A 14,136-nucleotide genomic window follows, 5' to 3' on the forward strand; every position below is an offset into this window, starting at 1 on the left:
AACCGCACCGAGCAGTCCCCTCTCCCCTATGGGGAGAGGGTTTGGGTGTGGGGAAAAGCCTCTTTAGACCAGCACCACATCGATCCCGCTTTTGCGTAACCCTTCCAGGCTTTCCGCCGGAATACCTTCATCAACGATAATCATGTCGATCCGCTGAGTATCAATGATTTTATGCAGGCTTGAACGGTTAAACTTGCTGGAATCAGTGACAACGATAATACGCTCCGCCACCTCGCACATTTTCCGGTTCAGACGGGCTTCATCCTCGTTGTGCGTACTCACCCCCCGATCGAGATCGATGGCATCGACGCCCAGGAACAGCAGGTCAAAATGGTAATTCTGTAAGGACTGCTCCGCCTGGTCACCATAGAAGGACTGCGACTGACGGCGCAAGTGCCCGCCGGTCATCAGCAGCTCCACTCCCTCCGCTTCCAGCAGCGCGTTTGCCACGTTCATCCCGTTGGTCATGGCAATGACATCGGTATGCTGGCGCAGCATGCGGGCAATTTCAAAGGTTGTGGTGCCGGAGTCCAGAATAATGCGATGACCCGGCTTCACCAGTTCAGCCGCCGCCTGCGCGATGCTGCGCTTCACAGCCGTATTAAGGGAACTTTTGTCCTCAACGGACGGCTCCACGCCGGGGGCATTACCTTCGCAAATCAGCGCGCCGCCGTAAGCGCGAACGGCAATCCCCTGCTTTTCCAGAAAGGCCAGATCGTTACGGATCGTCACCGTCGACACGCCGTATAAAAGAGAAAGATCGTTAACCTGCACGCTTCCCTGCGCCCGCAACCGCTGAATGATCTGCTCTCGCCTTTCACTGGTGCCGGTGATGCGCTTCTCTGCGGATGAATCGGTGCTGCTCATACGAGCTCCTTAGTAAATAAACTTTCGTTTCATTTCGTTTTGCTTATTAACGCCTTTCTTTTGAGGGAATGCAAGCCCTGTATGGTGAGCAGACGCAAGCTTAACCGCCGCTGAAACCTTTCATTATGTTTCTTTTGTGAAACAGATCGGAAAACTATTATCTTTCGTTTTATTTTTACCCCACCATAATGCAGTATCAAATGAAACAAAACGAAAGATGAATACCAACACCATCCGAAATGGAGAGGAAAGTGAAACATCTGACAGAAATGGTGGAACAACATAAACGGGGGAATACAAACGGGATTTACGCCGTCTGTTCCGCACATCCATTGGTACTTGAAGCTGCAATTCGTTACGCCCATTCACAACAGACGCCTCTGCTGATTGAAGCCACCTCAAACCAGGTGGATCAGTTTGCCGGCTATACCGGTATGACGCCCGCCGATTTTTATGGGTTTGTCTGCAATCTGGCGGGATCCCTCGGTTTCCCCACCTCACAGCTGATCCTTGGCGGCGATCATTTAGGTCCTAACCGCTGGCAAAACCTGCCAGCTTTGCAGGCGATGGCGAACGCCGACGATCTGATCAGGAGCTACGTGGCGGCCGGATTTAAAAAAATTCACCTCGATTGCAGCATGTCCTGCGAAGACGATCCGGTTCCTTTAACCGATGCAATCGTTGCCGGGCGTGCCGCTCGGCTGGCTAAAATTGCCGAAACCACCTGTCTCGAGCAATTTGGCGTAGCGGATCTGGTCTACGTTATCGGCACGGAAGTTCCGGTTCCCGGTGGGGCACACGAAACGCTGACCGAGCTTGAGGTCACCACACCAGAGGCGGCACGTGCCACGCTTGAGGCACACCGCCACGCATTCGAGAAGGAAGGGTTAAGCGACATCTGGCCGCGCATTATTGGCCTGGTGGTTCAGCCTGGCGTTGAGTTCGACCATGCGCACGTTTGTGACTATCAACCGCATAAAGCCGTCGCACTGAGCAAGATGATTGAAGCCTACGACACGCTCGTATTTGAAGCACACTCTACCGATTACCAGACGCCGCAGGCGCTGCGCCAGTTGGTGAAAGATCACTTCGCCATTCTGAAAGTCGGCCCTGCGCTAACCTTCGCGCTGCGCGAAGCGCTGTTCTCCCTGGCTGCAATTGAAGAAGAGCTTTTGCCGGCAAAAGCCTGCTCAGGACTGCGTCACGTCCTGGAAAACGTGATGCTCGATCGCCCGGAATACTGGCAAAGCCACTATCACGGCGACGGCAATGCCCGTCGCCTGGCCCGCGGTTACAGCTATTCCGACCGCGTGCGCTATTACTGGCCAGACAGCCAGATTGACGAGGCTTTTGAGCGACTGGTACGCAACCTGGCGGATGAACCGATCCCGCTGCCGCTGATCAGCCAGTATCTGCCGTTGCAGTACAGCAAAGTTCGCGAGGGTGCTCTCAGGTCCACACCACGGGAGCTCATTCTCGACCACATTCAGGACATACTCCAGCAGTACCATGCCGCCTGCGAAGGCGTAACGACTCAACACGCATAATTAAAAAGAGGAAAACGCTATGCCAAACATTGTCTTATGCCGCATTGATGAACGCCTGATCCACGGTCAGGTGGGCGTACAGTGGGTGGGGTTTGCGGGGGCGAACCTGGTGCTGGTGGCAAATGACGAGGTTGCAGACGATCCGGTTCAGCAAAACCTGATGGAGATGGTGCTTGCGGAAGGCATCGCCGTGCGTTTCTGGTCCCTGCAAAAAGTGATCGACAACATTCATCGCGCCGCCGACCGGCAGAAAATTCTGCTGGTTTGTAAAACACCGGCTGATTTTTTAACGCTGGTCGAGGGCGGCGTGCCCATCACCCGTATCAACGTCGGAAATATGCATTACGCCAGTGGCAAACAGCAAATTGCCAAAACGGTATCTGTAGACGCGAACGATATCGCCGCGTTTAACGGCCTGAAGGCGGCCGGAGTGGAATGCTTCGTTCAGGGCGTTCCAACAGAGACTGCTTTGGATCTCTTTAAACTGCTCTGAGGGATTCACAATGGAAATCAGTCTGTTGCAGGCTTTCGCGCTGGGGCTTCTCGCCTTTATCGCGGGCCTGGATATGTTTAACGGCTTAACACACATGCACCGTCCGGTGGTGCTCGGGCCACTGGTTGGCCTGATTCTGGGCGATCTGCACACCGGAATTCTGACCGGCGGTACGTTAGAACTGGTCTGGATGGGTCTCGCGCCGCTGGCGGGCGCGCAGCCGCCAAACGTGATTATCGGCACCATCGTTGGCACCACATTTGCCATTACCACAGGCGTGAAGCCGGATGTCGCGGTTGGGGTCGCCGTGCCGTTTGCCGTGGCGGTTCAGATGGGGATCACTTTCCTCTTCTCGGTGATGTCCGGCGTGATGTCCCGCTGCGATCGCATGGCGGCTAACGCAGACACCCGTGGTATTGAACGGGTCAACTATCTGGCACTGCTGGCGCTTGGCGTCTTCTACTTCCTGTGTGCGTTTCTGCCCATCTACTTCGGGGCTGAACACGCGAAAACCGCCATTGATGTCCTGCCGGAACGTCTGATCGACGGTCTGGGCGTCGCGGGCGGCATCATGCCAGCGATCGGCTTCGCCGTGCTGCTGAAGATCATGATGAAAAACGTCTACATCCCTTACTTCATTATCGGCTTTGTCGCCGCGGCCTGGCTGAAACTGCCGGTGCTGGCGATTGCCGCGGCTGCGCTGGCGATGGCGCTGATCGACCTGCTGCGCAAATCGCCTGAACCGACGGCGCCTGCGGCCCAGAAAGAGGAATTTGAAGATGGCATCTAATCCAACCACCCTGCCGGGCGTGTCTGAAAGTGAAGAGACGCTGCTGACCGGCGTGAATGAAAACGTCTACGAAGACCAGAGTATTGGCGCTGAGCTAACGAAAAAGGATATTAACCGTGTCGCCTGGCGTTCCATGCTGCTACAGGCCTCGTTCAACTACGAGCGAATGCAGGCCTCCGGCTGGCTGTATGGGCTACTGCCCGCGCTGAAAAAGATCCACACCAATAAGCGAGACCTGGCGCGCGCCATGAAAGGCCATATGGGCTTCTTTAACACCCACCCGTTCCTGGTGACCTTCGTCATCGGCATTATTCTGGCAATGGAGCGTTCCAAGCAGGATGTGAACAGCATCCAGAGCACTAAAATTGCCGTCGGTGCACCGCTCGGTGGCATTGGTGACGCCATGTTCTGGCTGACCCTGCTGCCTATTTGCGGGGGGATTGGCGCCAGCCTGGCGCTACAGGGATCCATTCTTGGCGCCGTGGTCTTTATCGTGCTGTTTAACGTGGTGCATCTCGGCCTGCGTTTTGGTCTGGCGCACTATGCCTACCGGATGGGTGTCGCCGCGATCCCGCTGATCAAGGCCAACACCAAAAAGGTTGGTCATGCTGCGTCCATTGTCGGGATGACGGTGATTGGTGCACTGGTAGCAACCTATGTGCGCCTGAATACCACACTCGAGATTAAAGCCGGGGATGCGGTCGTCAAACTGCAAACCGACGTGATCGACAAACTGATGCCCGCCTTTCTGCCGCTGGTCTACACCCTGACCATGTTCTGGCTGGTACGCCGTGGCTGGAGCCCGCTGCGCCTGATTGGTATCACCGTGGTGCTGGGCGTTGTCGGTAAATTCTGTCACTTCCTGTAAAAGCAAAGAGGTTGCGATGTTAGGCATTATTTTGACGGGTCATGGCGGTTTTGCCAGCGGGCTGGAACAGGCGATGAAGCAAATCCTCGGCGAACAGCCGCAGTTTATCGCCATCGATTTTCCGGAAAGCTCCACCACTGCGCGGCTGACCGCGCAGCTTGAGCAGGCAGTGAATGATTTGGATGCAGAGCACGATATCGTGTTTCTCACCGATCTTCTCGGCGGTACGCCGTTTCGTGTGGCCTCTACCCTCGCGATGCAACACCCCGGCAGCGAAGTGATCACCGGCACCAATCTCCAGCTTTTGCTGGAGATGGTTCTGGAGCGCGAAGGGTTAAGCAGTGAAGCATTTCGTTTGCAGGCGCTGGAGTGCGGCCATCGCGGCCTGACCAGCCTGGTGGATGAGCTTGCACGCTGTCGCGAGGAAGCGCCCGCCGAGGAAGGGATATGAGCCAGCTGCTGCGCGCGCGTCGTCTGCTTACCGGGCAGGGCTGGCTGGATGACCATCAGTTGCGCATGGATAGAGGCGTCATCACCGCCATCGAGCCGATTCCGGCAGGGGTTAACACCCGCGAGGCAGACCTGCTTTGCCCGGCATACATTGATATCCACGTCCACGGCGGCGCGGGTGTGGATGTGATGGATGATGCCCCCGACGTGCTGGACCGGTTAGCCATGCATAAAGCGCGTGAAGGCGTGGGGGCGTTTCTGCCTACCACCGTCACCGCTCCGCTGGAGGCGATCCATAGCGCGTTACGGCGCATTGCCCGACGCTGTCATGTCGGTGGCCCCGGTGCGCAGGTCCTGGGCAGCTATCTGGAAGGCCCGTACTTTACGCCGCAGAACAAAGGGGCACATCCGCAAGAACTGTTTCGCGAACTGGATCTCGCGGAACTTGATGATCTGATTGCGGTTTCGCAGAACACGCTGCGGGTAGTGGCGCTTGCTCCGGAAAAAGCGGAAGCCCTGAAGGCGATCCATCACCTCAAGCAAAAAGGGATACGCGTCATGCTGGGTCACAGCGCCGCTACATACGCGCAAACCCTGGCCGCATTTGATGCAGGCGCAGCCGGGCTGGTGCACTGCTACAACGGCATGACGGGGTTACACCACCGGGAGCCCGGCATGGTTGGCGCTGGCCTTACGGACCCACGCGCGTGGCTGGAGCTTATTGCCGACGGGCATCACGTTCATCCTGGAGCCATGCGGCTGTGTTGTTGCTGCGCGAAGGATCGTACGGTGCTGATTACCGATGCCATGCAGGCGGCGGGTATGCCTGATGGACGCTATACGTTGTGTGGTAGAAATGTCGAGATGCAGGGCGGCGTTGTCCGCACGGCCTCAGGCGGGCTGGCGGGCAGCACGCTCGCGCTGGATGCCGCCGTGCGAAATATGGTGGAGCATACGGGGGTCGCCCCAGAGCAAGCTATCCATATGGCTTCACTGCATCCCGCCCGTCTGCTCGGTATGGATCACCTGCTGGGATCGTTAGCGCCTGGCAAACGCGCCAATATTATTGCGCTGGATGCGGGTTTACACCTCCGGCAGATTTGGACCCAGGGTCAGGCTCTTTCCCTGTAGCCCTTTCACAGTGTGCCCTGTTGGCCTTACGGAAGACGATCGTAAGGCCTTTCTTTTCCTTTCCTTGACTTTCTCCTTTCCTTTCGCGATCACACTTTTCGTTTTATTTCTTTTACGCCATTGAACTTTCGATTTCTTTTCTATAGATTTTATTTAACTGCTAAAGTGAACAAGTGAAACGAAACGAAAGATAGCGACACGTTTGCCAGCGTCTGATGTGGAATTCACACGACTAAGGACTGAGTTATGCCACAAACCACTACCGCCACCACCGGCACCTGGACCGAAAAAGAGATCCGCCAGCAGCCAGCCAGCTGGCTTCGCTCGCTCAACAATATTGATAACCTGCGCACCTCGATCGACAGTTTTCTGACGCCACTGTTGCGCAAGCCCGATCTGCGGATCGTTCTGACCGGCGCGGGTACGTCCGCTTTTATCGGCGACATCATTGCGCCATGGCTTGCCAGCCACACGGGGAAAAACATCGTCGCGATACCTACGACCGATCTGGTCACCAACCCGATGGATTATTTCAGCCCTGCGCACCCGCTGCTTCTGGTCTCTTTCGCCCGTTCTGGCAATAGCCCGGAGAGCGTCGCCGCCGTTGAGCTGGCGAATCAGTTCGTACCGGAGTGCTACCACCTGTCGATCACCTGTAATGAAGCGGGCAGCCTGTACCAGAATGCCGTCGACAGCGATAACGCCTGCGCTCTGCTCATGCCAGCCGAAACGCACGATCGCGGGTTCGCGATGACAAGCAGCATCACCACCATGATGGCGAGCTGCCTGGCGGTATTCGCACCGGAAACGATCAACAGCAAAACGTTCCGGAACGTGTCCGATCGCTGTCAGGCGATCCTCACTTCGCTTGGCGATTTCAGCCCCGGCGTCTTTGGTAACGAACCGTGGAAACGCATTGTTTATCTGGGCAGCGGTGGATTACAGGGCGCCGCACGGGAGTCTGCGCTGAAAGTGCTGGAGCTGACCGCCGGCAAACTGGCGGCATTCTACGATTCGCCAACGGGTTTCCGTCACGGGCCTAAGTCACTGGTGGACAACGAAACGCTGGTCGTCGTGTTTGTCTCCAGCCATCCGTACACGCGTCAGTACGATCTGGATCTGCTCGCCGAGCTGCGTCGCGATCGTCAGGCTATGCGCGTGGTAGCCATTGCAGCCGAAACGGATCCGGTCATTGAAGCTGGCCCGCATATCCTGCTGCCGCCTTCTCGTTCATTTAACGATATGGAGCAGGCGTTCTGCTTCCTGATGTACGCCCAGGTCTTCGCACTGACCCAGTCTCTGCACGTTGGCAATACGCCAGATACGCCATCCGCCAGCGGTACGGTTAACCGTGTGGTCCAGGGCGTCGTTATTCATCCGTGGCAGGCTTAGGAGGACAGGCTCATGAGTATTATTTCCACCAAATATCTTTTGCAGGACGCACAGGCAAAGGGCTATGCCGTTCCGGCCTTTAACATTCATAACGCCGAGACGATCCAGGCGATCCTCGAAGTCTGTAGCGAAATGCGATCCCCGGTGATCCTCGCGGGTACGCCGGGGACGTTTAAACATATTGCGCTGGAAGAGATCTACGCCTTGTGCAGCGCATATTCCCTTACTTATGACATGCCGCTGGCGCTACACCTCGATCACCACGAATCGCTGGATGACATTCGCCGCAAAGTCCATGCCGGCGTACGTAGCGCAATGATCGACGGTAGCCATTACCCCTTCGAACAAAACGTCAAGCTGGTGAAATCGGTCGTCGATTTCTGTCACCTCAACGACTGTAGCGTCGAGGCCGAACTGGGCCGACTGGGTGGAGTGGAAGATGACATGAGCGTCGACGCCGAAAGCGCGTTCCTGACCGACCCGCAGGAAGCAAAACGCTTTGTCGAACTGACAGGCGTGGACAGCCTCGCCGTTGCCATCGGAACCGCGCACGGCCTCTATACCAAACGCCCAAAAATCGACTTCCAGCGGCTGGCCGAGATCCGCGAGGTAGTGACAGTGCCGCTGGTACTGCACGGTGCGAGCGATGTTCCGGATGAGGATGTACGCCGCACCATTGAGCTGGGCGTCTGCAAAGTTAACGTCGCAACAGAGCTGAAAATCGCCTTCTCTGACGCAGTCAAAGCCTGGTTTGCCGAGAACCCACAGGGCAACGATCCGCGCTTCTACATGCGCGTCGGCATGGATGCCATGAAAGAGGTGGTCAGAAGCAAAATCACCGTTTGCGGCTCGGCGAACCGGCTGCTGCTTCCGGCTGAAGCCTGAACCCATCGCGCATAACGTTAGTACCTAAAAAATAACTATAAGCCTCGCAAATATGAAGGCGCGTCCTTAAGCCGGACAGCGCCTTCCATTATCCAAAAAAATCCGAGGAGTCCCTACATGACACAGGAAAAGTCGTTTAAATCGAAAGCGTGGGAGTTTTTCCAGAGCCTGGGAAAGACGTTTATGTTCCCGGTTTCGCTATTGGCCTTTATGGGGTTGTTGTTAGGTATCGGTAGTTCTGTCACCAGCCCTTCCACCATCAAAAGTTTTCCCTTTCTGGGCGGCGAGTTAACGCAGCTCACCTTTGGTTTTATCGCCATGGTCGGCGGCTTTGCTTTTACCTATCTGCCGCTGATGTTTGCCATGGCGATCCCAATGGGCCTTGCCAGACGTAATAAAGCGGTGGGCGCTTTTGCCGGATTCGTTGGCTACATGCTGATGAACATGAGCATCAATTACTACCTGACCGCCACCCACCAGCTTGCGGATGCCGCCACCATGAGACAGGTGGGACAATCCATCGTGCTTGGCATTCAAACGCTGGAGATGGGCGTGCTCGGCGGCATTGTGGTAGGGGTGATCACCTACTTCCTGCACGAACGCTTCCAGGACACGGTGCTGCACGACGCATTTGCCTTCTTTAGCAGCATTCGTTTTGTTCCGATTGTTACCGCCCTCACCCTGTCGCTGGTCGGCCTGGTCATCCCCCTGCTGTGGGAATATGTGGCAATGGGCATTGCCGGGATTGGTCATATCATCCAGAGCACCAGCGTCTTTGGGCCGTTCCTGTATGGCGTGGGCGTGCTGCTACTCAAACCTTTTGGCCTGCATCACATACTGCTGGCGATGGTGCGCTTCACCCCGGCGGGCGGCATTGAGATGGTTAACGGCCAGGAAGTGGCCGGTGCGCTGAACATTTTCTACGCCGAGCTGAAAGCGGGTCTGCCGTTTAGCCCGCACGTTACGGCATTTTTATCGCAAGGGTTTATGCCGACCTTTATCTTCGGCCTGCCTGCCGTGGCTTACGCTATCTACCGCACCGCGCGCCCGGAAAACCGTCCGGTGATTAAAGGGCTGCTGCTTTCAGGCGTGCTGGTTTCAGTTGTCACGGGTATTTCAGAGCCGATTGAGTTCCTGTTCCTGTTTATTGCCCCTGTGCTTTACGCGTTTCATATCGTTATGTCTGGCCTGGCGCTGATGGTGATGGCGCTGCTCGGCGTCACCATCGGCAACACTGACGGCGGTATTCTGGATCTGCTGATCTTCGGCGTCATGCAGGGGATGTCGACCAAATGGTATCTGCTGTTCCCGGTGGGTATTGCCTGGTTTGCTATCTACTTCTTCGTCTTCCGCTGGTACATCCTCAAGCACGATATAAAAACGCCAGGCCGTGAGGTTGACGCGCAGGGTGCGCTCCAGGCGGTGGAAGCCAATACCCGGGCACGTGGAAAATCAAAATACGATCATGGGCTTATTCTTCGCGCGCTTGGCGGTAAAGAGAATATTGAGTCGCTCGACAACTGTATTACCCGCTTACGTCTGGTGGTGAAAGATATGGGGCTTATCGACCAGCAGGCGCTGAAGGCCGCTGGCGCCTTGTCAGTCGTGGTGCTTGATGCCCACAGCGTTCAGGTGATCATCGGCCCGCAGGTGCAAAGCGTCAAATCCGGCATTGAAGCCTTAATTTAACAGGGGGTCGTTGTGTTTGATTTCGACAGAATCATTGAGCGTAAAAGCGATAAATGCCGTAAATGGGATCATGCGTTTGTGTGTTCGCGTTTCGGTGATGTCCCGGAGGGATTTATCCCGCTGTGGATAGCAGACATGGATTTCACCTCGCCACCCGCCGTGATTGAAGGCTTTCAGCGCATCGTGGAGCATGGCACCTTCGGTTACACCTGGTGCTTCGACGAATTCTACGATGCGGTCATCGCCTTCCAGCGCACCCGTCATCAGGTTGAGGTGCATAAGTCATGGATCACCCTGACCTACGGCACCGTTTCTACGCTGCACTATACGGTTCAGGCGTTCTGCAATCCCGGCGACTGCGTGATGATGAACACCCCGGTGTATGACCCGTTTGCGATGGCGACACAGCGACAGGGCGTGCGGGTGCTTGCAAATCCGCTGAGCGTGAAGGAAAACCGCTATCAGCTGGATTTTAATCTGATTGAAGTTCAGCTCAAAACTCACCGTCCAAAACTGTGGTTTTTCTGCTCGCCGCATAACCCCTCGGGCCGCATCTGGCGCGCGGATGAGATACGCCAGGTGTCCGATCTCTGTAAGCGCTACGGCACGATTCTGGTGGTTGATGAGGTTCACGCCGAGCACATTCTGGACGGTACATTCGTCAGCTGTCTGACTTCGGGCTGTGCCGCCCAGGACAACCTGATTGTGCTGACCTCCCCCAATAAAGCCTTCAACCTTGGCGGGCTAAAAACATCCTACTCAATGATTCCAGACGATTCGCTGCGCCAGCGTTTCCGCCAGCAGTTGGAGAAGAACTCCATTACCTCGCCGAATATCTTCGGCGTGTGGGGGATTATTCTGGCCTATCAGCAAGGTCTGCCATGGCTCGACGCGCTGAATGGTTATCTGCGCGGCAATGCCCGCTACCTTGCGGATGCCATCCAGACCCACTTCCCTGCATGGAAGATGATGAACCCGGAGTCGTCGTATCTCGCCTGGATAGACGTCAGTGCGGACGATCGCAGTGCGACGGCGCTAACCCAACATTTCGCCAAACAGGCTGGCGTGGTCATCGAAGATGGCAGCCACTACGTACAAAACGGCGAAAACTACCTGCGTATTAACTTCGGCACCCAGCGCTACTGGCTGGAACAGTCCATCAACCGAATGCTGAAGCATTACTGATAAGGATCTTACCCCGATGAAAACAAGGCTCACTCTCTCGCTGCTGGCTCTCTGTGTTTCTCATGGCGCGGCGGCAGCAAACTACGCGCTCAGTAACAACAATATTGCCCTTTCGTTTGATGATGCAAATGCAACGGTAGTAGTAACGGACAGCAAAGCTAACCATCCACTCACGCCCCAGGAGTTGTTCTTTCTGACGCTGCCGGATGAAACAAAAATCCACACCGCTGATTTCAAAATCAAGCACGTCGAAAAGCAGGACAACGCGATAGTCATCGACTTTACGCATCCGGATTTTAACGTAACGGTGAAACTGAACCTGGTGAAGGGAAAATACGCCAGCATCGGCTACACCATCGCCGCCGTCGGGCAGCCGCGGGACGTAGCGAAAATGACCTTCTTCCCGACGAAGAAGCAGTCTCAGGCACCTTACGTTGACGGGGCGATTAACAGCTCGCCAATCGTGGCCGACTCGTTCTTCATCCTGCCAGACAAACCGATTGTGAATACTTACGCTTATGAAGCCACCACGAACCTCAACGTGGAGCTGAAAACGCCAATTCTGCCTGAGACACCGGTCAGTTTTACCACCTGGTTCGGCACTTTCCCGGAAACTAATCAGCTGCGGCGCAGCGTAAACCAGTTTATCGATGCCGTGCGCCCGCGGCCTTATAAGCCTTATCTGCACTACAACAGCTGGATGGACATTGGCTTCTTTACTCCTTACTCCGAGCAGGATGTCATTGGGCGGATGGACGAATGGAATAAAGAATTTATTGCCGGACGCGGGGTGACGCTGGACGCGTTCCTGCTGGACGATGGCTGGGACGATCGCACCGGACGCTGGCTGTTTGGCCCGGCATTCAGCAACGGTTTTGGCAAAGTCAGGGAAAAAGCCGATAGCCTGCATAGCTCGGTTGGGCTGTGGCTTTCACCGTGGGGCGGTTACAACAAGCCGCGCGATATTCGCGTCTCGCATGCAAAAGAGTATGGTTTCGAAACCGTAGACGGCAAGCTGGCGCTGTCGGGGCCGAACTACTTTAAAAACTTTAACGATCAGATCATTAAGCTGATCAAAAACGAGCACATTACCTCGTTCAAACTCGACGGAATGGGTAACGCCAATTCGCATATCAAGGGCAGCCCATTTGCATCGGATTTTGACGCGTCCATTGCCCTGCTGCACAACATGCGCAGCGCAAACCCGAACCTGTTTATCAACCTGACCACCGGGACCGACGCGAGCCCGTCCTGGCTGTTCTATGCTGATTCAATCTGGCGTCAGGGCGATGATATCAACCTGTACGGTCCCGGCACGCCAGTGCAGCAGTGGATGACCTACCGGGATGCCGAAACTTATCGCTCCATCGTACGCAAAGGCCCGCTGTTCCCGCTGAACTCCCTGATGTACCACGGGATCGTCAGTGCAGAGAACGCTTACTATGGACTGGAGAAAGTACAAACGGACGGTGATTTTGCCGATCAGGTCTGGAGCTACTTCGCGACCGGAACTCAACTTCAGGAGCTGTACATCACGCCGTCCATGCTTAACAAGGCGAAGTGGGACACCCTGGCACAGGCGGCGAAGTGGTCGCGTGAGAATGCCAGCGTGCTGGTGGATACGCACTGGATTGGCGGTGACCCAACTTCGCTTGAGGTTTACGGCTGGGCCTCATGGAGTAAAGACAAAGCGATTTTTGGTTTACGCAACCCGTCGGATAAGCCGCAACGTTACTACCTGGATTTAACCAAAGATTTTGAGATCCCGGCAGGAGAGCGCTCGCAGTTTACCCTGAAAGCCGTGTACGGCAGTAATTCGACCGTACCAGAGGAGTATAAAAACGCTGTGGTGATTACGCTGCAACCGCTGGAAACGCTGGTGTTTGAAGCGATGCCGGGAAAATAGTGAGGCTTTGACACGGTGTAGGCCGGGTAAGGCGAAGCCGCCACCCGGCAAAACAGGCGGCAGGGGCTTACTCCCCCTGCTGCTCCAGCGCATATTTATACAGCGCATTTTTCTTCACGCCGTGGATCTCCGCCGCCAGCGCCGCCGCTTTTTTCAGGGGGAGTTCAGCCTGTAGCAGGGCCAGCGTACGCAGCGCATCGGCAGGCAGGGCGTCTTCCTGCGCTTTATGCCCTTCGACAATCAGCACCATTTCGCCCTTGCGGCGGTTCTCATCCTCTTTCACCCACGCCAGCAGTTCGCCAACCGGCGCGCCGTGAATGGTTTCCCAGGTTTTGGTCAGCTCGCGCGCCAGCACCACGTAGCGGGATTCGCCCCAGACGGTAACCATATCCTCCAGGCTTTCCAGCAGGCGGTGGGTTGATTCGTAAAAAATCAGGGTACGCGGCTCTGCTTCCAGATCCTTTAACACGTCGCGACGGCCTTTGGATTTAGCAGGCAGGAAACCTTCGTAGCAGAAACGATCGGACGGCAGGCCCGCCGCACTTAATGCGGCAATAGCAGCACACGGCCCCGGCAGCGGCACAACGCGGATCCCTGCTTCACGGCAGGTGCGCACCAGATGGTAACCCGGATCGTTGATAAGCGGCGTACCCGCATCGGAGACCAGCGCGATGTTCTGCCCTTCTTTCAGCTTCGCCACCAGCGTTTCGGCTTTTTGTTGCTCATTGTGATCGTGCAGGGCAAACAAACGGGCGTTAATGGCAAAGTGCTGCAGCAGTAAACCGGTATGACGGGTGTCTTCAGCAGCAATTAAATCAACAGCTTGCAATACAGTGAGTGCACGTTGGGTAATATCAGACAAATTCCCGATAGGAGTAGGTACAATATAAAGCTGGCCTTGAGAATTATCTGCCGTTTCGTGTTGTTTCATTG

13 protein-coding genes are annotated in these 14,136 nt (G+C 55.8%); 11 read left to right on the top strand and 2 right to left on the bottom strand.

Annotated features, from left to right (window positions below; translation table 11 throughout):
• Positions 1–63: 63 nt before the first annotated feature.
• Positions 64–867, bottom strand: coding sequence for a DeoR family transcriptional regulator (locus ACQG03_RS18845; RefSeq protein ID WP_015571958.1), 804 nt, complete (start codon positions 865–867; stop codon positions 64–66).
• A 239-nt stretch (positions 868–1,106) separates the two neighbouring features.
• On the opposite strand from ACQG03_RS18845, the gene kbaZ reads away from it, so the two are divergent.
• The 11 genes from kbaZ to ACQG03_RS18900 all read left to right on the top strand — a co-directional run bounded on the left by kbaZ (position 1,107) and on the right by ACQG03_RS18900 (position 13,203).
• Positions 1,107–2,414, top strand: coding sequence for a tagatose-bisphosphate aldolase subunit KbaZ (gene kbaZ, locus ACQG03_RS18850; protein WP_063163503.1), 1,308 nt, complete (start codon positions 1,107–1,109; stop codon positions 2,412–2,414).
• Positions 2,415–2,433: 19 nt separating this feature from the next.
• Positions 2,434–2,907, top strand: a complete 474-nt coding sequence (gene agaV / locus ACQG03_RS18855; RefSeq protein WP_003861728.1) for a PTS N-acetylgalactosamine transporter subunit IIB — start codon at positions 2,434–2,436, stop codon at positions 2,905–2,907.
• A 10-nt stretch (positions 2,908–2,917) separates the two neighbouring features.
• Positions 2,918–3,697, top strand: coding sequence for a PTS N-acetylgalactosamine transporter subunit IIC (gene agaW / locus ACQG03_RS18860; protein WP_003861730.1), 780 nt, complete (start codon positions 2,918–2,920; stop codon positions 3,695–3,697).
• Positions 3,687–4,565 carry a PTS N-acetylgalactosamine transporter subunit IID gene (gene agaE / locus ACQG03_RS18865; protein ID WP_022649494.1) on the top strand — a complete coding sequence of 293 codons (879 nt, stop codon included), beginning with the start codon at positions 3,687–3,689 and terminating at the stop codon, positions 4,563–4,565. Before agaW ends, agaE begins: the two co-directional genes overlap by 11 nt.
• A 16-nt stretch (positions 4,566–4,581) precedes the next feature.
• Positions 4,582–5,016: a PTS galactosamine/N-acetylgalactosamine transporter subunit IIA gene (gene agaF / locus ACQG03_RS18870; RefSeq protein ID WP_038416780.1), complete on the top strand. Its 435-nt coding sequence runs from the start codon at positions 4,582–4,584 to the stop codon at positions 5,014–5,016.
• Positions 5,013–6,146: an N-acetylglucosamine-6-phosphate deacetylase gene (gene nagA / locus ACQG03_RS18875; protein WP_063163502.1), complete on the top strand. Its 1,134-nt coding sequence runs from the start codon at positions 5,013–5,015 to the stop codon at positions 6,144–6,146. Before agaF ends, nagA begins: the two co-directional genes overlap by 4 nt.
• A 246-nt stretch (positions 6,147–6,392) precedes the next feature.
• Complete coding sequence (locus ACQG03_RS18880; protein WP_063163501.1) at positions 6,393–7,538, top strand: SIS domain-containing protein; 1,146 nt, start codon at positions 6,393–6,395, stop codon at positions 7,536–7,538.
• Positions 7,539–7,550: 12 nt separating this feature from the next.
• Positions 7,551–8,423, top strand: a complete 873-nt coding sequence (kbaY, locus tag ACQG03_RS18885; protein ID WP_003861740.1) for a tagatose-bisphosphate aldolase subunit KbaY — start codon at positions 7,551–7,553, stop codon at positions 8,421–8,423.
• A 117-nt stretch (positions 8,424–8,540) separates the two neighbouring features.
• Complete coding sequence (gene malX, locus ACQG03_RS18890; RefSeq protein WP_426726144.1) at positions 8,541–10,112, top strand: maltose/glucose-specific PTS transporter subunit IIBC; 1,572 nt, start codon at positions 8,541–8,543, stop codon at positions 10,110–10,112.
• Positions 10,113–10,124: 12 nt separating this feature from the next.
• Positions 10,125–11,297, top strand: coding sequence for a MalY/PatB family protein (locus tag ACQG03_RS18895; RefSeq protein WP_023307051.1), 1,173 nt, complete (start codon positions 10,125–10,127; stop codon positions 11,295–11,297).
• Positions 11,298–11,313: 16 nt separating this feature from the next.
• Positions 11,314–13,203, top strand: a complete 1,890-nt coding sequence (locus ACQG03_RS18900; RefSeq protein ID WP_063163500.1) for a hypothetical protein — start codon at positions 11,314–11,316, stop codon at positions 13,201–13,203.
• Between the two features lie 67 nt (positions 13,204–13,270).
• On the opposite strand, the gene rsmI is transcribed toward ACQG03_RS18900, so the two are convergent.
• Positions 13,271–14,134 (bottom strand): 16S rRNA (cytidine(1402)-2'-O)-methyltransferase, encoded by an 864-nt coding sequence (gene rsmI / locus ACQG03_RS18905; protein ID WP_063146524.1) that lies wholly within the window; start codon positions 14,132–14,134, stop codon positions 13,271–13,273.
• Between the last annotated feature and the right edge of the window lie 2 nt (positions 14,135–14,136).

This window comes from Enterobacter cloacae complex sp. 342H5 (assembly GCF_050030905.1).
Taxonomy (GTDB): domain Bacteria; phylum Pseudomonadota; class Gammaproteobacteria; order Enterobacterales; family Enterobacteriaceae; genus Enterobacter; species Enterobacter intestinihominis.